The sequence below is a fragment of the Roseateles sp. YR242 genome (assembly GCF_900109745.1).
Taxonomy (GTDB): domain Bacteria; phylum Pseudomonadota; class Gammaproteobacteria; order Burkholderiales; family Burkholderiaceae_C; genus Roseateles.
Genome location: NZ_FOAV01000011.1, coordinates 116,776 through 139,355 on the forward strand (window position 1 = coordinate 116,776; position 22,580 = coordinate 139,355).

The 22,580-nt window shown below is 64.9% G+C and carries 8 protein-coding genes; all 8 read left to right on the plus strand.

All coding sequences use genetic code 11. The annotated features are described in order from the left end of the window. Window positions 1-132 precede the first annotated feature (132 nt). The 8 genes from BMY53_RS19020 to BMY53_RS19055 all read left to right on the plus strand — a co-directional run bounded on the left by BMY53_RS19020 (window position 133) and on the right by BMY53_RS19055 (window position 22,549). Window positions 133-3,786: an IPT/TIG domain-containing protein gene (locus BMY53_RS19020; RefSeq protein WP_177200953.1), complete on the plus strand. Its 3,654-nt coding sequence runs from the start codon at window positions 133-135 to the stop codon at window positions 3,784-3,786. A gap of 125 nt (window positions 3,787-3,911) precedes the next feature. Continuing rightward, window positions 3,912-5,456: a hypothetical protein gene (locus BMY53_RS19025; RefSeq protein WP_092948068.1), complete on the plus strand. Its 1,545-nt coding sequence runs from the start codon at window positions 3,912-3,914 to the stop codon at window positions 5,454-5,456. A 61-nt stretch (window positions 5,457-5,517) separates the two neighbouring features. Beyond that, entirely contained in the window at window positions 5,518-12,024 is a 6,507-nt protein-coding gene (locus BMY53_RS19030) for an Ig-like domain-containing protein (protein WP_143074144.1), read from the plus strand. An 8-nt stretch (window positions 12,025-12,032) separates the two neighbouring features. Then, window positions 12,033-16,955 carry an RHS repeat-associated core domain-containing protein gene (locus BMY53_RS19035; RefSeq protein ID WP_177200954.1) on the plus strand — a complete coding sequence of 1,641 codons (4,923 nt, stop codon included), beginning with the start codon at window positions 12,033-12,035 and terminating at the stop codon, window positions 16,953-16,955. A 1-nt stretch (window position 16,956) separates the two neighbouring features. Further along, entirely contained in the window at window positions 16,957-17,358 is a 402-nt protein-coding gene (locus BMY53_RS19040) for a DUF2750 domain-containing protein (RefSeq protein WP_177200955.1), read from the plus strand. 56 nt (window positions 17,359-17,414) lie between these two features. Further along, entirely contained in the window at window positions 17,415-17,900 is a 486-nt protein-coding gene (locus BMY53_RS19045; protein ID WP_092948072.1) for a DUF4304 domain-containing protein, read from the plus strand. Continuing rightward, window positions 17,897-18,460: a glutaredoxin family protein gene (locus tag BMY53_RS19050; RefSeq protein WP_092948073.1), complete on the plus strand. Its 564-nt coding sequence runs from the start codon at window positions 17,897-17,899 to the stop codon at window positions 18,458-18,460. The genes BMY53_RS19045 and BMY53_RS19050 overlap by 4 nt, the downstream gene beginning before the upstream one ends. A 129-nt stretch (window positions 18,461-18,589) precedes the next feature. Next, a complete protein-coding gene (locus BMY53_RS19055) occupies window positions 18,590-22,549 on the plus strand; it encodes a fibronectin type III domain-containing protein (RefSeq protein WP_143074145.1) in 3,960 nt (1,319 codons plus the stop codon). Window positions 22,550-22,580 lie beyond the last annotated feature (31 nt).

Sequence of the window (22,580 nt, forward strand, 5' to 3'; positions counted from 1 at the left end):
CGCGCCTTTCGTAAGGCGCTCCGCGAACGACCTGCCAACACCTGGCAACGGCCTGGGTGTGGTGGGCGTGAACACGCCTCGCTCAACTCCGTCATCGCCTCCAAGATGCGTACCAACCGCGGACCGCTGTCCATGATGTCTCTCGCACGTCTGCGCGCCTGGCTTGCCCTTCTGCCCGGTGCGCTGGTCGTTCTGGTGATGCTGTGCGCGCCGCTTGCGCAGGCGCAGACCGCCGTGAGCGGTGCCGTGAGCGCGAACACTCGCTGGTCCGTGTCCGGGAGCCCGTATGTCGTCTCCGGCGACGTGTCGGTGCAAGGTGGCGCGTTGCTCACGATCGATGCCGGCGTCACGGTCTACATGGCCGCTGGTGCCAGGCTGACGGTGGCGGCCGGTGGCGTGCAGGCCATCGGCACGGCAGAGCAACCCATTCAGGTGTTGTCCGACAAGCGCCGGCAAGGCGCTGCTGCTGCGCCTGGCGACTGGGACCAATGGGTCTTCACCAGTGGGACCGTCAATACGCGCCTGGAGCGTGTGACCTTCATGCATGGCAAGGGTCTGCGTGTGGAAGGTTCCGCGCCGGTCTTCAACTATCTGGACATTCAGCATCAGCAGGGGCCGGCCATCGCCGTGGACCTGGCGGCGTCTCCCAGTGGTGTTGGCAATCGCGCCAGCAGCAATGTGATCAACGGCATTGCCGTTCCGGCTGGCGACGTGGTCGGCACCGTGAAATGGGCTTTGCGCGGCATTCCCTACGTGGTGAGTGCCGGCAGTGTCTCGGTCGGTGCCTCGCCAACGCTGAGTGGCGTTTCCCCCGCCACGCTGGAACAGGGCCAGACCGTCACCGTCACCGTCAATGGCACGCGACTCGGCGGATTGAGCCGCATCGCGTCGAGCAATGCCGGTCTCACATTCACGCCGTTCTCAGGCGGATCGTCGTCTCAGATCTTTGCGCAGATCGCCGTGAGTGCCACCGCGCCTGTGGGTCAGGCCGACCTGCAGGTGCTGGTGGATGCCGGCGCGCTGTCGCTGCTCAATGCCTTCACCATCACGCCGCCGATGCCCGCCATCAGCGGCTTGTCGCCGTCGACGGTGCTGGCGGGCGCGGGCGTGACCGACATCACGGTCACCGGCCGAAACTTCACGTCCACCTCGGTGGTGCTGTTCAATGACGCCCAGGTGCCCACCACCTTTGTCAGTGCCACCCAGTTGAAGGCCGCGTTGCCCAATCAGTCGGCCGCTGGCACGCTGGAAGCACGCGTTCGCACGCCTGTCGCGGCGACGCCCAACCAGCCGTTGCTGTCGAACACAGCGACCCTGACCGTGCAGGTCCCCGTGCCGCCGGTCGTGGCCGTGGAACCGACCCCCATTGCCTTGCCCCCGGACGGCAAGTCCCGCGACATCACCATCCGTCTGTCCAAGGCGGACTACCGCGACAACATCCTGAACTTCTCGGTGTCCGACACCAGCAAGGCCACGGTCACGCCTGCCACGGTGGTAGTCCCGGCCGGCCAGACGACGGCCACCGTGACCATCGTGCCCAAGCTGGCCGGTACGGTCAGCTTCATCGTGGATTCGCCGACGCTGCAGCGCATCGCCGTGCCGCTGTTCATCACCAATGACTTCACCGGTGTCAGTACGGCCTATGCGCCGGCGGTGGGGGTGCTGGTCAATGCGCCTTTGCCAGGCAACGTCTATGACGTCACCGTGGCCAATGCCACGGTCGGTGTGGCGGTGGGCAGTGTGCTCACGCAGGTGGAGCCACGTGCCTGGTCAATGGGTGGGGCGTTGACGCTTTCCATCAAGGGCGCCGCACTGCCGGCCGGCGCGCAGGTCAGCCTGACGCCAGCCACCGGCATCACGCTGGGCGCGCCCGTGCTGAATGCGCAGGCCACCGAACTGCGTGTGCCCGTGACCACCGCCACCGATGCTGCTCTGGGGGCACGCAAGCTCACCGTGCGTGACGCAGCGGGCAAGGAACTGGTGTTTGCGGATCCTGCGCAATCGGTCGTGCAGGTCATGACCGGGCTGCCGGTCATCCAATCGGCCACGCCCATCATCGGCGCACGCGGCGAAACCCTGAAGATGGTCATCCGTGGTCGCCACCTCCAGCGCGGCCTGGTGCGTCTGTCGCCGCAGGCTGGTATCCGGGTCGATGCAGCGCCGACCATCAGTGCCGACGGCACCGAGTTGACCGCCTATGTCGAGGTGGCTGCCGATGCCCCGACGGGTGAACGCCTGGTCCAGGTAGAGACCCCCACAGGCTCGACCACTGCCACTATTTCCGAGGTCAACCGCTTCACGGTCGTGGCACGCACGCTGGGCGATACCGGCCCCATCAGTGCACCGCTGGTCGGTGTGATGGTGGGCAAGGTTGAGGTCAGGGAGGATGTCCAGCCGGCGAGTTCCCTGGTTGGTGTGCTGGTCGGAACAGGTGTGAGCAGCGTGTCTCCCAACACCGGTGTGATCGGTTCGTCGGTCACGGTCTCCGTGCGTGGCTCGGGCCTGCAAGGGGTGACCAGCTTGTCGCTGTCGCCTTCGACCGGGCTCACCGTGGGTGCACCGACCGTCAACGAAACCGGAAGCCAACTGAGCTTTACGGTGACGGTGGATGCCGGTGCGGTGCTGGGCACCCGGCGGCTGACCCTCAACGGCAGCAACGGGCTGCCCGTCACGTTCAGCCGGCCGACGGACGGAAGCTTCCTGATCTCGGCACCGGTGCCCGAGCTGATCGCGACCGAACCGCAGGTCCTTGTGTCCGACGGCAGCATGGTCAGGATGACACTGCGTGGGCGTAATCTGATCAATGTGACGGGCGCTCGCATCGAGCCGTCCGAGGGGGTGGCAGTGACGGGGCCGTTCGAGTCCAGCGAGGACGGCACGGTGCTCAGCTTCTCCGTCACAGTGGCGGCTGGCGCTGCCTCCGGAGAACGTGCCGTGGTCGTGACGTCGGCGGCGGGTGAGTCCACCTCCACCGTTCTGCCTGGCAACATCGTGCGCATCGCCCAACGGACCGGCGGCAGCTACGCCGCCATCCTCTCCGCGCCCGTCGGTGTGAGAGTGGGGGCTGGTGTTGACACGTCGATCACCTATGTGGACTTGATCAACGCGGTATCGGTCGGTGTCCAGGTCGGTGGCCCACCGCCGGCGGAGCCAGACGAACGTCACGCTGCCAGCCCCATCGTGGGTGTGGTGCTTGGCATGGCCGGTCAGTCGGTGTCGCCGGATGGATGGTTGCAGGGCAGTGCGGGAGACATCGTGGTCACGGGCCAGGGCCTGGATGCCGTCACCACCGTCGTGGTCGAGCCCGCAACAGGTCTGTTGCTGGGCACCCCGGTGGCCAGCAACGGGGGCACCCGACTGGCCATTCCGGTGTCGGTGGCGCCGGATGCACCGTTGGTGCTGCGCCGCCTGCGCCTGTCCACCGCCGCTGGCACACCGGTGAACTTCCCGTCGCCCACGGCGGCCAACTTCGGCATCGGGGTGATGCCCAGCATCACCTCCCTGTCGCCCATCGTTTATGAACAGGGCAAATCCGCCACGATGGCCGTGCGGGGCACGCGCCTCCAAGGTGTCACAGGTGTGCAGTTCGAACTGGGGTCCGGCCTGCGCGCCGGCAGCGATCTGCTGTGGTCGCAAGACGCCCTGGGCGAACTGCTCACCATCCCCGTGATGGTGGACCGCGGTGCCGCGCTGGGCAAACGGGTGGTGCGCCTGGTGGTGCCCGGCGGCCTGACCCCGGCCGAGGCGTCGTCCGCCAACACCATCACCGTGGTCACGCCGCAATGAGGCCGCAAGGAGTTCGCATGTCTGGTTCTGTCCCCTTCAACGATTTCCCCACCGTCGCGCGGCCCGGCAGCGCCGCGTCCCCTTTCGCTTCAACTGAACTTTTTTCCGGTACGAGGAGCCTCTCCATGAACTTTTCCACTTCAAAGCCCCGGGCTGCGAGGCGTGGCGCCTCGGCCGTTCTTGCGCTGGCCACACTGGCACTCGCCTCTGCACAAGCCGCCGTCAATAGCGGCAGCACAGGTGCCGACGGCGCCCTGAGCCCGACGGTCAACACTGAAATCCAGCTGCCGGCCTCCGGCGTCCTGAACTACACCTCGGTGAACATCCCGTCGGGTGTCACCGTCAAGTTCAAGAAGAACTCGAACAACACCCCGGTCTACATCCTGTCGAGTGGTGACATCACCATCGCAGGAACGATCGACGTCCGTGGGGGTGACGCCTATGCCACCGGTACCTACGGCGACGGTGTTCTCGGTGATGACGGTCTCCCCGGCGTGGGCGGCCCCGGCGGTTTCGATGGCGGCCGTGGCGGCCGCGACGACCTGCAGCAGCGTCCTGAGGTCATTCGCGGGGGCTCAGGCCTGGGCCCCGGCGGCGGCCCAGGCGGGCTGGAGGGGGGCAACGGCTGCACGGCAACCGGCTACTACAAGTACACCGGCATCGGCGGCGGCTACGCCACCAAGGCCTTCCAGTCCAACGGTGAGGGCTACAACTGCACCGCAGGCACTGTGACCGTCTACGGCAAGGCGTATGGGTCGCCACTGCTGCAGCCGCTGCTGGGCGGTTCGGGCGGCGGCGGCGGCCGTGGTGGTGCAACCTATGCTGGCTCGGGCGGCGGCGCGGGCGGCGGGGCCGTTCTGCTGGCAGCCTCCGGCACCGTGCGCATTACCGGCACAGTGAATGCGCGCGGTGGCGACGGTGGCGGTCTGGGCGGCTCTAACGCGGGTGGCCAGGGGGCCGGCGGCAGCGGCGGCGCCATCCGTGTGGTGGGCACCACCGTGACCGGCAACGGTGGGCTGTACGCCGACGGCGGGTGCATCAACTACAACAATTCGCCGCGTCAGTATTGCGGCGCCACGGGCGGTGGCAGCCAGTATGGCGGCGCTCCCGGCCGCATCCGCATCGAAGGCGAGGCCATCACCTTCAGTGGCACAGCCAGCCCCGCCTATGTCGCGGACGTGCCCAACCCGATCTTCATTGCCGAGGCGCCGAGCCTGCGCATCGCCTCGATCGCCGGCCAGACCGTTCCCGCCAATCCGACCGGCAATGCTGACGTGACGCTGCCCGGCAGCACCACGGGCCCGATTGACGTGGTCTTCCAGACCGTCAACGTGCCGGTGGGCAACACGGTGCTGCTGCGCGTGGTGCCGGCCTACGGCCAGCCCATCGAGGCGTTGAGCCCCGCCATCTCGGGTGCGAGCGCCAGCGGCACGACCAACGTGTCCGTCACGTTGCCGGCAGGCCCGAGCGTGCTGCAGGCCACCACGACCTACACCGTGGTGGTGGCGGGCACGCTGGACCTCTCGCGCTTCGCGCAGAACGAGGAGGTCGAGAAGGTCGAGGTCACCGTGGCGATGGCCGGTGAGGCCAAGGCACGGGTACTGACGGTCAGCGGCAAGGCTTACGACGTGTCCTACGCGGCACTGCGCGCCGCCGGCTTCCGCGGCTGATGCGCCGGCCGGCCACGCACCACACAGAACACGAACAAACACATCGGTTCAGGGACCAGTGATGACGACAGAACGCCCCCACCAGCCGACGGCTGTGCTGCGCCCGCTTGAGCGCTTGCGGCGGGTGTTCCAGGTCTCGTGTTCAAGTTCTGTGCAGGGTGCGGGCCAAGCGGTACGGCGCGGTGCTCGCCGGGGCATAGCCGCCGTCACCGCCGTCGCGCTGATGCTGGGCTCATTGCCTGTGCGGGCCGCCGAGCTGGTCATTGACGAAGGTGTGGTGGTCAAGTTCGGGAGCGACGGCCAACTGGTGGTCCGCGACAAGCTCACCGCCGGCAAGGGTGTGACCCTGACCAGCCAGAAAGACGATGCCAACGGCGGTCAGACCGCCGCCACCGCGCAGACCGCTGCGCCTGGAGACTGGCGCGGTGTGCGTTTCGAGAAGTCGGCCGCGGCCACTGGCGCCATCTCTCTGTCCGACTGGGCCATCCGCTTTGCCGGCGGTGGACAGGAAGCGGCCTTGACGCTGCGTGCGCTCAATCCGACCCTGCAATACCTGCAGCTCACGGACAGCGTCACCGGTCTTCGTCTGGTGGAGGGCGCGTCGCCCGCCATCACCGGCTCCAGCTTCCTGCGCAACGGCGTCGGCGTGATCGCTGATGGCAACAGCGCGCCTACGATCGCCAGCACGCAACTGGTGGGCAACACCACGCTGGCCATTCAGAACAACACACCGGTGACGACCATCGTAGCCACCGGCAACTGGTGGGGACATGCGTCGGGCCCGCGTGACGCGGCCGGCAATCCCCAAGGGCAGGGCGATGCCGTGTCCAGCGGTGTGAATTACGGCGGCTATCTGGCCAATGCGCCATTGATTGCGCCGACCATCCGCCTGGCCGCGCCCGCCGCCTACTTCGAACAACGCACGGTGACGCTGGAGATTGCCTGCGTCAACGCGACCGAATACCGCCTGGCGGAAGGCACCGGCTTTGCTGGCGCCAACTTCCAGCCATTGAACAATGGCCGTGCAACCGTGGACTTCACCGTCTCCGAAGGCGACGGCCGCAAGCCCGTGAGCGTGCAATTCCGCAACGCCAGCGGCACCGTCACCACGGCCACGCTGGCTGACGGCGGCGTGCTCATCGATACACAGGCGCCGGTGGTTGGCATCACGACCCCGGCTGTGGGCAGCGTCGTGAGCGGGCCCATCACCGTGGAAGCCACGGCCACCGATGCCTCCGGCATTGCCTCGGTGCGCATCTATCTGGACGACCAACTGGTGGCCACCCGCACCAGCGTCCCTTACACCTACGCCTGGACTCTGGAAGGCACCGCAGACGGCACCCATGCCCTGCGCGTGGTCGCGCTGGATCAGGCGGGCCGCAGCAGTGAGCAAAGCCGTGCGGTGACCGTGTCTCGTGCCCCTGTGGCGCCGGACACCGAAGGTCCGCAACTTGGCGGCGTCTCCGTGGAGGGCAGCGCGCTGGCGAATGGCGCCACGTTGACCCGCAATGCCACCGTGACCCTGCAGGCCAGCGACCGCAGTGGTGTCTCCCGCGTGGAGCTGCTGCTGGACGGTACTGTAGTGTCCACGGCCAGCGGCAGTGGCAGCTACAGCGCCACGCTGGACCTTGGCCAGGTGGCCAACGGCGCGCACGTCCTGACCGTGCGGGCCACGGATTCGCTCAACAACGTCAGCAGCGCCAGCTTCAACATCGTGGTGGCGCACGCCGTGCCTTCCGCGCCGGTGCTGAGCAGTCCGGTCAGTGGCACCACCACTCGCACGGCCAGCCAGTCGGTCACTGGCAGTGCGGCGGCCAATGCCAACGTCCAACTGATCCTGAACGACCAGCCCACTGGGGCTGCGGTCAAGGCCGGCAGCGATGGCCGCTTCGCCAGTGAGGTCACGCTGACCCCGGGCAGCAACCGCCTGCAGGCCACCGCCGCCGACCAATGGGGCACCAGCGCGTTGTCGGCGCCGGTGGTGGTCACGCTGGATGTGACCGTGCCTGCCAGCCCAACCAACCTGACGGCCACTGCGCAGCCGCAGGGCAAGATCCGTCTGGCCTGGACACGCGCGGCCGATGCCAATGTCAGCGGCTATGACGTGTACCGCGCTGCCAATGCCTTCTCCGGCACGGGTGAGGCCGTGAAGGTGAACAGCAGTCCGCTGACGGTGACAGCCTTCGACGACGTGCCCACCATCGACGGCGTCTGGTATTACCGTGTGGTCAGTGTCAACGCCGCCGGCACGCCATCGGTGCCGACCAACCAGGTGCAGGCCACCTCGGACAACACGCTGCCTCGGGCCGTGTCCATCGTCTACGCGCCGCAAGGCAAGGTGGACGCTTCCACGGGCCGCACGGGTCAGGGCCGGGTCAATCTGGTGGTGACGGTCAGCGAGACGCTGCAGGCCACGCCCTACCTGTCGGTGGTGCCGCAAGGCGGCAGCCCGATCACGGTGGAGCTGAGCAAGACCGGCAATGACACCTATGCCGGCACCTTCGTCATCGATGGCACCACGCCATCGGGCGTTGCCAATGCCTTGTTCTCGGCGCGTGACCTGGTGGGCAACCGCGGCACCGACATCGACACGGGCGCCACGCTGCAGATCGACACCGAGGGCCCAGCGCTCTCCGCTATCACCCTGGCGCCGTCGTCCCCGATCAAGAACGACACGGCCCAGGCCGTTCAGGCGACCTTCACCTTCAGCAAGGCACCAAAGAACGGTGTCACACCGACGCTGAGCTATCTGCTGTCCGGCCCCGTGCGTTCGCCGATCGCCGTGGCGGGCCTGACGCAAGTCAATGCCACCACCTGGCGTGCCAGCTTCACGCTGCCGTCGGATGCTGGCGCGGCCGGCCCGGAGACGCTGGTGTTCAGCAGCCGCGCCCAGGATGACCTGGACAACGTGTCCACCAAGGTGGTGGCCTTCAACCGCTTCCAGGTCTACCAGGGTGAATTGCCGCCATTGGCCGTGCCCTTCGGCTTTAACGCCAAGGCGCTGCCCGGTGGCAAGGTTCAACTCGCATGGCAGGCTGTGGCCGATGCCACCAGCTATCAGGTGTACCGCCAGGCCCCGGGCCAGGCGGAGCTGCAGCCGCTGATCCGCGCGGGCGGTGAAGCGCTGGTGGACCAGACGCCGCAGGATGGCACCTACAAGTACGCCATCGCCACCGTGCGCCAGTCCAATGGCCAGGAGTCCGTGTCCGGCCAGAGCGCCAGTGTGGAGGTGGTGGCGAGCGCCACGGCACCGGGTGCGCCGCAGAACCTGATGCTGCAGCTGACCGGGCAGGGCATCGTCGCCAGCTGGCAGCCGCCGCTGGCCAGTGTCGTGGCGAGCTACAACCTGTACCGTGCCACCGGCACCAGCATCACGAGCATTGCGGGCCTGACGCCGCTGAAGACCGGCATCAAGCAGCCCATCGCGCTGGACCCCGCACCGTCGCCCCAGCAGGGCGCCTATGTGGTGACCGCGCTGGATGCGGCCGGCAATGAGTCACCGATCTCCAACTCGCAATACCTGAACGCCAGCCTGCTGCCGGTGTCCAACCTGCGTATCCAGCAACTGGGCAATGAACTGCCGGTGCTGCGCTGGAATGCGCCCAACGGCAACGTCGCCGGTTACCTGGTCTATGTGGGCCCCGACAGCGCGCGTGTGAAGCTCACCAGTACCCCCATCAGCGCGACGACCTTCACCGATACCGGCTACACCAGCGGCGAGCGCCGCTACACGGTGGCCACGGTGGATGCCAATGGCGTGGAAATGCCACGCAGCCTGCTGATGCCGGCGGTGGCGGCGCAGGTGGTGGCCGGCACGCCGATCAAGCGCGGTGTGATGAACAAGCTGCAACTCCAGCTCAGCAACACCTCGGCCAGCGTGCTGGCCGGTGTGCGGGCGGTGGTGCGCCTGCCAGTGAACAAGGACGCCACGCAGTTCAAGGACCACAAGTCCGAACTGCTCACCCTGGCGGCGAATGAGACCCGCCTGGTGTCGGTGATCGTGGGTGGCTACGCGGACATGCCCTCTCTGGCCAATGCCGACGTGGGCGTGGAAGTCGCGCCGGCCGAGGGCGAGCAGGTCACGGTTGCGCGCTCGCAGCGCATCGAGGTGGGTGACGGTGCCCTGGTGGTCGGCATGGCCACGGAGGAGTTCACCCGTGGCGGTACCGGCAAGCTGCGCCTGACCATCGAGAACACCTCCGAGGTGGACATCGAACTGCAGACGGCGACCAACAGCGGCAACAACGACTCGTCCGAGCTGCGTTTCAAGATCGTGGACAACGACGGCAATGTGCTGGCCACGCAGTCCTACAAGCAGGCGCTGGGTGCCAACGTGGTTACGCTGACCAACGGCCAGACGGTGGCTCGCATCCCGGCGGGTGCCAGCTACACGTCCGACGTCTTCAACCTCAACGTGCCGGGCTCCAGCCCCAGCAGCATCCGGGTGCGCCTGGAAGTGGACAAGCTGCGCTACCACAGCGGCCAGGAAGACGAGATCGTCATCGCCGGCCGTGGCTCGGAGAAGGTGGTGTCGCTGGTGGACACGGTCTACTTCGGCGAAGTGACCGACGTGAGCCCGATCACCTCGTTCGGCGACCAGGACGTGGTCATCACCGGCCGCGCCGTGGACCGTCGTGACGGCACCTCCGCGCTGCCCAACACCCGCCTCAAGCTGATCCTGAACCAGCAGGGCTTCGAACGCACCTTCAGCCTGGTGACCGATGGCAACGGGCTGTTCGCCTACACCTTCAAGCCGACGGTGACGGATTCGGGCCTGTACCGCGTCTCGGCTGTCCACCCGGACATCACCGACCGTCCGGAGCAGAAGGCCTTCACCATCAACCGCGTGACGGTCACGCCGACGCCATACAAGCTGGATGTGCCGCGCAACTACGCGTTCAGCATCCCGTTCGTGGCCCAGGCCGGCCCGGGGACCTCGGCCAGCAACCTGCGCCTGGTGATGAATGCCGCCAGCCAGCCGTCGCATGCACTGCCGGTGGGCGTGAGCCTGCAACTGCCGGCGCCGGTCAGCCTGACCGAACGCCAGCGCCTGAACGTGCCGGTGGTCTTCACGGCCAGCAATGACGCGCAGGCCGTGGGTTCGCTGGTGCTTGATGTCATCAGCGACGAGCACCCCGCCAGCCCGATCGGCCAGGTGACGGTGAACTACACCCTGTCCGAAGCGAAGCCCTTCTTGACGGTGACGCCGAGCTTTGTCGAGACCGGTCTGGCCCAGGGTGGCAGCCAGGTGGAGTCGGTGGTGGTGCAGAACAAGGGCCTGCAGGATGCACTCAATCTGCACTTCACGCTGACGCTGCCAGACGGCACGCCGGCGCCGTCGTGGGCGGCCATTGCCAGTGTGGCGGATGGCAGCATGGCGATCGGTGCCCAGCGCGCCATCGACTTGTCCTTCACGCCGCCCAAGGCGACGGCCGAAGGCGTCTACGAGTTCCGCCTGAACGTGGTGGGCGACAACGTGCCGCAGCAGGCGATCAACGTGTTTGCCAGCGTCACGCAAAGCGGGCAGGGCCATGTGCTGTTCAAGGCGGCGGACATCTACACCGCCACCGTGGGCAAGGACGGCAAGCTCATCGCCGGCCTGTCTGGTGCGCGCATCACCGTGCAGAACGAGGATGTGGCGTCGGTGACGCAGGAGCTGGTGACGGATAGCGTGGGTGAAGCCCTGTTCCAGAACCTCCCGGCGGGCCGCTACAAGTTCCGCGCGTCGGCAACGAACCACCAGGAGATCGGTGGGCGTCTGGTCATCAAGCCGGGCATCACGCTCAACCAGTCGGTGTTCCTGAACTACAACCTGGTGACGGTGGAGTGGACGGTCCGCGAGATCACGATCCAGGATCGTTACGAGATCACGCTCAACGCCACTTTCGAGACGGATGTGCCGGCTGCGGTGGTGCTGATGCAACCCACCAGCGTGAACCTGCCGAAGATGAATGCGGGCGACGTCTATTACGGTGAACTGAACCTGACCAACTACGGCCTGATCCGTGCGGACAACGTCAAGCAGCAGCTGCCGCAGACGGATGCGTTCTTCCGCTACGAGTTCCTGGTCGAAGTGCCGGAGGCGTTGGAGGCCAAGCAGCGCATCACGATTCCGTATCGCGTGATCTCGACGCAGTCGCTGGATGCACAGGCCACCAGTGGCACTGCGTCCGGTGGCGGCTGCTACAGCTACAGCAACGCTACGCGCGTGGACTACAGCTACACCTGCAAAAACCTCGACACCGCGACCGGCAACACCTCGGCCAACTGGTTCTCTGTGAGCACCAGCAGTTGCCCGGCTGGCTCTGGCGGCGGTGGTGGTGGCGGCGGCGGCGGCGGCGGTGGTGGCGGCGGCTGGGGCGGCGGTGGCGGTGGCTACCAGTCCATCCCGGGCCTGCCACCCTGCACCAAGTGCGGTGGCAAGTGCTGCGGCGCGGCCGGTGGTGGTGGTGGCGGAGGCGGCTCCGGTGGTGGAGGTGGCTCTGGCGGCGGTGGTGGAGGCGGCGGCGGCGGTGCGGGCGGCGGTGGCGGTGCGGGTGGCGGCGGTGCTGCCGGCCCGAATCCCTGAGCAACTCCGTGACCAGCCGTCACCGGCCCGACACCGACATGAACCCGCAGGTTCGACAAGAGAAGAGTTTCATGACGTACGCATCCATTCACAGCCGCCTTGGCGGCGCAGTACTCGGCCTGACGATGGCGTTGGGTGTGGGCGTGAGCGCCTCCGCGCAGACTGATTCTGTCAGCACCTTGTTCCGTGGCGGGGTGATGGGTACATCCGGTGTGTCGGGTGGCGTGGTGGCCTTGCCCAATGGCAAGTACACGGAATACACGGAAGACATCTCCGTCAAGGTGGCTGGCGGCTATGTGCGTTGGACACGGGACTTCAATGGCAACCAGTGGCGCTTCAACCCGCACTGGATGAGCCTGAACTTCGAGTTCGACACCATCATGATCGCTGCCAGCAGCAGCGGTGGTTCGTCGGGTGGCAACGCGGTGGCCATCGCTCCGCAGGAGCCGCCGGAGTATTTCGGTGGCACTGTCATCCCCGGCGCAGACGGGGGCTTGGCGGGCGGGCAGGGCCCGCTGTGGGCCATCTCCCGTAACGGAACCTGGTTCACTGCGGAATCGACCTATTGCAGCTTCAGCGTGACGAGCAATGCACGCTACCTGCTGAAGCCGGTGTTTGCCGGCGAGGCGCCCGCCTGCCCGACCAACCGGTTCTCTGGCCAACTGGCAGTGTCCGGCGGAGGCGGTGGCAGCGGTGCGATCAGCCCGACGCCGGAGGGCGGCATTCCGTCCAACCTGGCGGGCTTCCGCTGGGAAGACCGCCTGGGCGACTGGATCGAGTTTGACCGCACGGGCCGAATGAGTGGCTACGGTGACCGGAACAACATCAAGGTGACGATGCAGTACGCCAGCGGCAAGCTGGTCGGCGTGCTGGACCACACCGGTCGCAAGGTGCTGGAGATTGCCTATGACGGCAGTCGCATCAGCGAGGTGCGCGATGTGCCACGCTCAGGCGACGCCGAACCGGCGCGGGTGGTGAAGTACACCTACGCCAGCAATGGCGGCCTGAAGACGGTGACGGATGTGCGCGGCAACGTCACCACCTACGAATACGACGACCGCGACCGAATGAAGTCGGTCACCGACCAGGAAGGGCGCATCCGCCAGATCAGCTACGGGCCGACCAACCGGGTCGCCAAGCTGACGCAGGCGGATGGCGCGGTCACCGAATACGAGTACGACTACGACGCGACGAAGAAGCAGTTCTACGCCAAGGTGAAGCGGCCAGTGGTGGACGGGCAGCAACGCGTGGAAGTGTCGATCTACAGCTCCGACGGCCAGATGATCGCGCAGGAGGTCAATGGCCGGACGCAGCGGGAGCTGAGCCAGGACGGCCGGTCGGACAAGATCACCGATGGCCGGGGCAATGTGACGGAAACGTCGCGCAATGAGTTCAACCAGATCACGTCGGTGAGGTATGCCGACGGGGCGACTGTGAGCAACACCTTCAGTGCGAAGACACTGGAGCTGGAGCAGCAGCGCGACATTGACGGTTTCAACCACCGTTATGAGCGCGATGAGACGGGCGAGCTTCGCCGACAGGTCATGGCGGTGGGAACGTCAGACGAACGCACGATCGAGTACACGCTCGATGCGAACCGCCGAGTAAAGACAGCATCCTTCAAAGGTCGTACAGAGACGGACGGTCGAATCACCCTGGACGCGACCTATGCCTACGAGTATGACGATCAGGACAACATCACACAGGTCACCGACGCGGAAGGAAAGGTCTGGACCTACTCGTACAACCGTCTCGGGGACACCGCCACCGAAACAGATCCTCGCAAGGGAACCTGGCGTTATTCGTATGACGCGGCAGGCAACCTGCTGTCGTCCACCAGTCCCTTGGGACATGTGACGCGCTACGAGTACGACAAGACCGGTAACGAGCTCAAGATGATCGACGGGCGCGGCAAGGTCTACCGCAGCCAGTATGACGGGCGCAACCGCCAGACGGGGGTCATCAATCCGTACGGCGCGGTCTACAAGACAGACTACAACGCCATTGGTGCGGTGTCGGCGGTGACCGACGCGGCGGGCAGAAGTACGCGCTTTGCATACGACGCATGGGTGCGGCCGTCACAGGCCTGGGATGGCAAGGGTTTCACCTACGCCATGGACTACACCGACGCGGACGGGAAGGACACCGGAGCGCGGCAGCCCAACAAGGTGAAATACCCGACGTTCGAGCGGCGATTCAAATACAACGCGAGGAACCGCCCCGCAGAAAAGACGGATCTGGATGGCGATGATGGTCGTAGTGAGCAGTACACCTACGACAGCACGGGTCGTCAGAAGACGGTGACGGATGCGAACGGAAAGACCAGTACCCAGGAATACAACGCATTCGGTCAATTGGTACGGTCGGCCGACTCAATGGGAAATGGGCTCCGCTTCGCCTATGACGCACGGGGAAACATCTCCGAAATCACAGATGCGAATGGCAAGAAGACCCGGTTCGAATATGACCGCCGAGGTCTGCTGCTGAGCGAAACCGACGCACTGGGCAAGACGACTCGTTATGGGCATGACGAAAACGGATGGCCGACCAGCACCACATTCCCGTCGGGAACCAAGGCGACGTTTGAACAGGATGCCGATGGTCGGCTGACATTGCAGAAGGAGTATGACGCTGCAGGAACGCTGGTCAAGACGATTCAATATGAGTACGACGAAGAAGACAATCTTCGCAAGTGGTCCGATGGGCGCTATAGCGCAACGCTCGAGTATGACGATGCCGACCGCCTGAGTCAGGAAACGATCGACTACGGTGTCTTCAAGAGGTCCCGCGCGTATACCTATTACCCCAACAACCAGGTCAAGACCTACACCGGGCCTGACGGTGTGAGCATTACCTATTCCTACGATGCAGTGGGTCAGTTGGAGCGAGTCACCATCCCGGGCGAGGGAGATATCAGTGTGACCGATTGGCAATGGGCGGCACGAAAGACAGTACTGTTGCCAGGTGGTACGGAGCAGCGCCTCAGTCACGACGGTCTTCTCATGACGACCGGAATGAAAGTTGTCAATCCGGGGCAAGCCACGGTATTTGAGCTGGAGGAGAAATACGGCAGGGCCTTTGAGGTTGAAGAGAACAAGCGAGATGGTGTGACCACCCGCTACGGATATGACGGTGGCTATCGTCTGACTGGTGTGCAGGCGGCAAGTGCTGACTTCAATGAGGGCTACACGGTCGATGCTGCCGGCAATCGGGTCACCCATCAGCGCGGCGGGACGGCTGTTGGCGGGACCTGGACCTATGACGACGCACAGCAGCTCAAGCAGCGGGGAAATATCAGCTATGAATACGATGACAACGGAAATCTGATCCGAAAAATTGATTCGTCATTGGCCGAGCCGATGCGTACCACGCGCTACGTGTATGACCCGATGAATCGGCTCTCGGAGGTCAGCGACGGTAGCGGAGCCATCATTGCACGCTACACCTACGACCCGTTTGACCGTCGGCTTTCCAAGCAGATCGGTGCCAGCGGCGAGATGACTTATTTCTTTCCCTCGTCGCTCGGACTACTTGGAGAGATGAACGCGACCGGTGACGTCACTGTGACCTACGGGTGGCATCCTGAGCAGGAGGATGGCGCCTACCCTCTCTTTGCGCGAGTTCCAGCCCTCGGTGGCGACTTCCGTTATGTGTATTTTCATAACGATCACCTCGGAACCCCGCAGCGCATTACTGACAAGTCCGGAGCCATTGTTTGGGCTGCAGACTATGACGGATTTGGTAAGGCGACGATCAGAAGCTCTGCCACCAACCCGGTGACGAACAACCTTCGCTATCCGGGTCAGTACTTCGACGTGGAGACTGGCCTCCACTATAACGATCGCCGTTACTACGATCCTCAGGTGGGGCGTTACATCACGCGGGACCCCATCGGATTTGAAGGTGGTGGGAATCTTTACGCATATGCGGCGCACAACCCGGCCAACTTCATCGATCCGACGGGAGAGATCATTCCCTGTCTTGTCGCCAACTATCTTCGGTGCATGGCGAGCTGCATGCTCATGAGCACGGTCGAGGATCTGATCCTTGAATGCGGCAATATCAATTGGGGCGACAACCTGAAGGACTGCGCAGTCGATTGCCTGCTGAGCATGCTGCCAATCCCGAATCCATGCGGAAAGTTCGGGAAGTGGATTTCGGCCGGCCTAGGTGTATTAAGTTCGGTGAACAGCTTCCCGGCCGAGACATTGGTCCATGTACGACCACCGCAGGCTGATACGGCGTCTGCCGCCCTTGGGCGTTCCATCTTGAAGCCGATCGGCCAGTTGCAACCGGGCGATCAGGTGCTGGCTCTTGCCGAATGGAAAGATCGAGGCATCAGCCAAGGACGCGATCAACGCCTCAGCTATGAACGAGTGACCGATGTCTTCACGAGCTTTCGCGAACAGAATCTCATCCACGTCACCTTCACCAATGGCAGGTCGCTGACAGCGACCGAGGGTCACCCCTTCAAGACGGCGAACGGGTGGGTCGATGCCATCAGGCTGGCGCCAGGTACGGTCGTGATCGGGAAGTTTTCCGAAGGGGCGGATCGGGACGAGGGTCTGACGATTGCAGAGATCAAATCCGAGAAGGTGTCGCTGCAGGTGTTCAACCTGGAGGTTGCGAATGCTCATACCTTCTTTGTGGGTGAAGAAGGCGCGCTGGTCCACAACGGAGGTCGGTCCGGAAAGCAACCGCGACTGAAAGAGATGGGTGGGGACGACAAGCTCCCGTCTCACGTCAGAGGCTGGATCAAGCAGGAGCGCAACCTTATCGCCTGCAAGAAGCGTAAGACAATTCGCGTTCCGCCGGGATACGAGATGGCGCATCGACGCGGTTTCCCGGCCAAGAATGGTCATAGCTACAAGAACAGCGATCTGCAGAATCCAGACCTGCACGATCTCCAGCACAAGTGGGAAGGGTATTGAAATGACAGATTCCTACCGATTCGGAACCCAAGAGATCGAGAGCGTCCTCAAGCAAAAGAACGAGGTCCGCTTTGACTATTTCATCAAACGTGTGGCGGATTGGGGTGAAGTGTGGGGGCTGAAAGGGCCTGCCGGCTGGGTGCTGCTGGGGGATGAGCAACAGAACGAAGTTGCCGTTTTCTGGCCATTCAAGGAGTTCGCCGCGATCTGTGCCACCGGCGCATGGGCAGATTCCACGCCGACCAGCATCGATCTTGACAGCTTTCGAGCGCGGTGGCTTACAGGCCTTGAGCGGGACGGGCGACGTGTGGCGGTGTTCCCGAATATCGAGCGATCGGCGTCCGTTCTCTCCGCAGCCGAATTGAGGGCTCGACTCGAGGAGGAACTTGATAACTTGGAGTGAGACGCCGAGAAGGCGATAGCGGTCGCGGAGGCAATACTCCGATCCCCAGTAGAGAAATGAAACGGAACAAGTCCCTCGCACAGAAAGCCATTTCCCTGCTTCTCAAGCCCCATGGTTTCGAGAAGCATGGTTCGGTGTGGGCGCTGGATCTTGGCGACACTCTGCTGGGCGTTCACCTGCAAGGTTCGCGCTTTGCTGCCGGACGGGCCTATGTCAACTTCCTGGCCTGGTACAAGGCGCTGAGCACCCAGCCGCTCACCTCGTTCAAGGATGATTTCCATCTCTCGTTCAGGGGTGACGATGTCCATCAGGACGACATCCAGGCAGCATTGACCTTCGACGATTCCGAGGTCGAGTTCGACACGTACGTCGCGCGCCTGAATGAGCTGTTCTTCAGCAAGTCACTCCAGAAGCTGCTGAGCCTGTCGACTCTGGAGGCCGCGATCGCCGCCGTCCGTGCCGACGAGATGCGCGGCTACTCGCTGGAGTTGTGGAACGCTGCGCATCCCGGTGCGCCCGTCAGCGCCTGCGGGGGCTCATGATGTCCCAGCGCTGCCCCAAATGCCAGCACGTCCGGGAGCCCGACACCCGGGCGCCGGAGTGGCAATGCCCCGCCTGTGGCGTGGCGTACGCCAAGGCGGGCGGGGGCGCTGGCGGCGAAGGGGCATCGGCGGGATATGCCGCACAGAAGCCAGCACCGGCGATCACCGCCCACCCTCGGTCCCTCAGTCATTCGGCCGACGCAAGCTTCTGGTCCACCTGGCTCGCCAAGCTGCTGATCACCGCGATCGTCCTGATGGTGTGGTTCAGCAGCCGCCATTGGCTGGACACCCGTCACGCGCGCACGCATGACCCGGCCCATGTCGCGGACATCGAGATCTACACCACCAGCTTCTGCGAGACCTGCCACGCCGCCAAGGCGTACATGAACCGCAATCACATTGCCTATACGGAATACGACGTCGAGTCCGACATCGACCGACGTCGCGAGTTTTACGCACGAGGGGGTCAGGGCACGCCCCTGATCTTTGTGCACGGACAGATCATGCACGGCTTCGATGCCGGGCAATTCGAACAACTCAGACGCGGCCGGCGCTCCTGAAGCGCAGGCACGAATGATGGCGACGGGGCACACGGTGTGCGCCCCAGAACAAAGATGGAATCAGCCATGGCTAATTGGGTAGGGAAGCAAGGCAGTGAGGCCAGCGGGGGGCGCGGGGGCAGCGGGGCCATGGCCACTGCTGCGCGGCGCATGGGTGCGGCCGTGATGGCCACGGCAGCCCTGCTGTGCCCGACCATGAACGCCCAGGCAGACGACAGCGTCTGCGCACGCGTCAAGATCGAGATCAAGCAGGAGCTGACGCTGGAGCGTCAGGCCTTTGACGCGGAGATGAAGATCTCCAACCAGCTCGACGGCGCCTCCCTCACCGACGTGGGCGTCGTGGTGCAGGTGACCGACGAACTCGGCGTGCCGGTCCTTGTCTCCGACGACCCCAACAACCTCAACGCCAAGTTCTTCATCCGCATCTCCAACAAGGAGAACATCGCGGCCGTGGACGGCAGCGGTGTGGTGAATGCCTTGTCCACCGCCACGGTGAACTGGCTGCTGATCCCTGCGCCGGGCTCCGCCGGCAACAACCCGGCTGGCAAGAAGTACCTGGTCGGCGCCCGCCTCACCTACAAGTTCGGCGCGGAAACCCAGACGCTGGACGTCTCGCCGGACGTGATCACCGTCAAGCCGCTGCCGCTGCTGACGCTGGACTACTTCCTCCAGCAGGACGTCATCGGTGACGACCCGCTCACGCCCGAGATCGAAGCCGTGGAACCGGCCACGCTGGGCGTGCGTGTCAAAAACAATGGCTTCGCCACCGCCAAGAACCTGAAGATCGATTCCGCTCAGCCCAAGATCGTCGAGAACAACCAGGGCCTGCTGATCAACTTCAAGCTCACCGGCAGTTTTGTGGACGATGCACCGACCCAGAACACGCTGCTGATCAACTTCGGCGACATCGCACCCAACACCGGCAAGATGGGCCGCTGGTTGCTGGAGACCACGCTCGCCGGCAAGTTCACCGAGTTCACCGCCACCTTCAGCCATGCCGATGAGCTCGGTGGTGCACTGACCTCGCTGCTGCAGGCGACGAATGCGCATTTCCTGATCCGGGATGTGCGCGTGGACCTGCCCGGGCGCGACAGCGTGCGCGACTTCCTCGCCAAGGATTCGGACGCCATCCGCGTCTATGAATCCGACGGCCCCGACACCGACGTGACGGATCGCAGCGGTGTCGCCCAACTGACGGCAGGTAGCAGCAGCAATGGCGTTGCCGCCTACCGCATCACCTTCCCGGCCACGGCAGGTTTTGCCTACGTGAAGCTGCCTGACCCGTTCAACGGCACCAAGGCACTGGGCACCGTGCAACGGTCCGATGCCAAGCAGATGCTGCCGGAAAACGTCTGGCTGTCGAAGACCCGCAACCTGGAAGCCAAGCGCTGGGAATACTGGGTCAATGTCTTCGACGTGAACACCACCGGCAGCTACGACACCCAGTTCGAAGCACCGCCCACCGCCTCCCTGCCGCCGGCTGTGCAGTACATCCCGGACCGCACCGTGGATGAAGAGAAGCAAGTCTCCTTCCTGGTGGAGGCCAGCAGCCCCGCCGGCAAGCCGGTGACCCTGTCCGCTGCGCCGCTGCCCGTAGGCGCAACCTTCACGCCGCAGGCCACGGATCCGCTGGCACCGACGGTGGCACGTGCCGTCTTTGACTGGAAGCCCGCCAAGGGCATGGCTGGCAGCTACCTGATCACCTATACGGCCACCGACGGCACGCTCAGCAGCAGCCGTTCCGCCATCATCAAGGTCAACAGCAGCACGCCGCCACCCGGACCGGGCACCCCCACGGTGGATGCGCCTGTCTCCGGGGCCCAGGTCACCAAGCTGCGCCCGACGCTCAGCGTGATGGCTTCCAGCCAGTCGCAGGACCCGACCGTGCAGCTGCAGTTCGAGCTCTATCGCGATGAGGCGATGACGCAGCTGGTGGACAGCGCCTTCGTGGCCAAGGCCGGTGCCATCGGCGGCATCGAGCAGGCCACGGCCTGGCAGCCCACCGTCCAGCTGGACGACAACACCCGCTACTGGTGGCGTGCACGCGGCTTTGACGGCAAGCAGACCTACAGCCCCTGGGTGTCTGCGTATTTCTTCGTCAACCTCTACAACGACCCGCCGGAGAGCTTCAACCTGACCTCGCCCGCGCCAGCGGCCGAAGTGGGAACCTTGCAGCCCGCGCTGAGCTGGACGAACAGCAGCGACCGGGACGGCGATGCCATCACCTATGTCGTGACCGTCTACAGCGATGCGGGTCTGACCGAACGCGTGGCGGTGTCCGATTCGCTGCCCGCAGGTGCCAACGGCACCACCAGCTGGACCCTGCCGACGCCGCTGAACAACCATGCCACCTACTACTGGAATGTGGCCGCACGTGATGCCCTGGGTGCTGAAACCGCCAGCGCGGCACGCCCCTTCGTGATGAACACCGGCAACTCGGCACCGAGCGCACCGGTGATCGTCAGCCCGGTGGCCGGCAGCATCAGCCCCAACAGCACCACGGTGCTGAGCGTGCAAAGCGGTACGGATGCCGATGGCGACCTGATCACCTACATCTTCGAGATCGACCGTGTCGCCACCTTCGATTCCGGCGACAAGCTCAGCTCCGGTGCCGTGATCCGCTCCGGCGGTGCGGTGACCACCTGGGCCGCCACCGGCCTGGTGGAGGACACCCGTTATTACTGGCGCGTCAAGGCGCAGGACGGGCGTGCCGAGACTGCATGGGAAGTCTCTTCCTTCCTGATGAGCACGGTGAACGACGCCCCGCCCACGCCGACGGTCCGCAATCCCGGCACGGGCGCCTGGTCCAGCACGCTGCAGCCGGTCCTGGAAGCCAATCCGGTGCTCGACCCCGAAGGCGACAAGGTGCGCTACGAGTTCGAGGTCTACAAGGACGCAGCACTGACCAAGCGGGTCTGGGGTGGCGTGTCCGACACCACATCCATCGTGACCGGTGTGGCCCTGGCCGACACCACCACGCACTGGTGGCGCCTGCGGGCCGTTGATGAACTGGGCGCGGCCAGCGCCTGGGGCGCCTCCACCGTGCTGTATGTGAGCACGGCCGCCTACCAGCCGCCGAGCATCCAGATCACGTCGCCCACGGGCAATGTGACCCCCACCGTGCTGGCCAGCGGCCAGAAGGTGGTGACACTGAGCTGGTCGGCCGTGGATGCCAACATCGAGCCCACGGTGGCGCTGTATTACTCCACCAGGCCCGGCGATTTCGCCGGCAGCCTGATCGTGGATGGCCTGCGCTACCCCGCCGGCACCCATGCCGACAGCTACCAGTGGGATGTGACCACCCTGGCGCCCGGCACCTATTACGTCTACGGCGTCATCTATGACACCAAGGGCGCCGCACAGGCCTATGCAGCCGGCACCGTCGTCATCCCCAATCCGGGTTCCAGCGGCCAGGTGCTGGTGTCCACCACCACGCTCGCGACCAACGAGAACGGCGCCAAGGCCACCTTCCAGGTGAAGCTGGGCAGCGCACCGACCTCGAACGTCACCATCGGGCTGAACGTGACGGATGCGAAGGAGGGCTCGGTCTCCCCCAGCACGCTGGTCTTCACGGCCGCCAATTGGTCCGCCTACCAGACCGTCACGGTCACCGGGCTGGACGACTGCACGGCGGATGGCGACAAGACCTACAGCGTGGTGCTGGCCAAGGCCACCAGTCTGGACCCGAACTACGCCGGTGTCACCGGCCCCGCCGTCACCGTCACCAACAAGGACATGGGCAGCCGCGCTACAACGACCTACCCGTCGCTGCAAGTGTGCAAATTCGCGGTTCAGTCCGAAACGCAGTCGTCGTTGGGTTGGCACTACGCTTTCACCACGGAATGGACCAACACCGGTGTGCCTTTGTCCAAGGTCGGCGCGGTGTTCCAATGCTGGTCCAGCCCGGGCGTCACGCCCGCCGGCATCACGCTGGAAGACGGAGTGACCGCCTTCGGCGCCATCGGTCGAGGAGAGACCATCAAGGTCACCAACACCGTCGGCTTGCGCAGCACCACCCGCCTGGCCGACCCGATCGCGTTTGTTCGCCAATGCGCCTGGTGGGGCGTTACTCCCACCGTGGCGCCGTGACTTGCGTCATGCCCCGTCGAGGGACGGGGCG

Coding starts and splice junctions, on each gene's coding strand:
- BMY53_RS19050 (WP_092948073.1), top strand. CDS start 17,897: ATGATGTCCCAGCGCTGCCCCAAATGCCAGCACGTCCGGGAGCCCGAC.
- BMY53_RS19055 (WP_143074145.1), top strand. CDS start 18,590: ATGGCCACTGCTGCGCGGCGCATGGGTGCGGCCGTGATGGCCACGGCA.
- BMY53_RS19040 (WP_177200955.1), top strand. CDS start 16,957: ATGACAGATTCCTACCGATTCGGAACCCAAGAGATCGAGAGCGTCCTC.
- BMY53_RS19030 (WP_143074144.1), top strand. CDS start 5,518: ATGACGACAGAACGCCCCCACCAGCCGACGGCTGTGCTGCGCCCGCTT.
- BMY53_RS19020 (WP_177200953.1), top strand. CDS start 133: ATGATGTCTCTCGCACGTCTGCGCGCCTGGCTTGCCCTTCTGCCCGGT.
- BMY53_RS19025 (WP_092948068.1), top strand. CDS start 3,912: ATGAACTTTTCCACTTCAAAGCCCCGGGCTGCGAGGCGTGGCGCCTCG.
- BMY53_RS19045 (WP_092948072.1), top strand. CDS start 17,415: ATGAAACGGAACAAGTCCCTCGCACAGAAAGCCATTTCCCTGCTTCTC.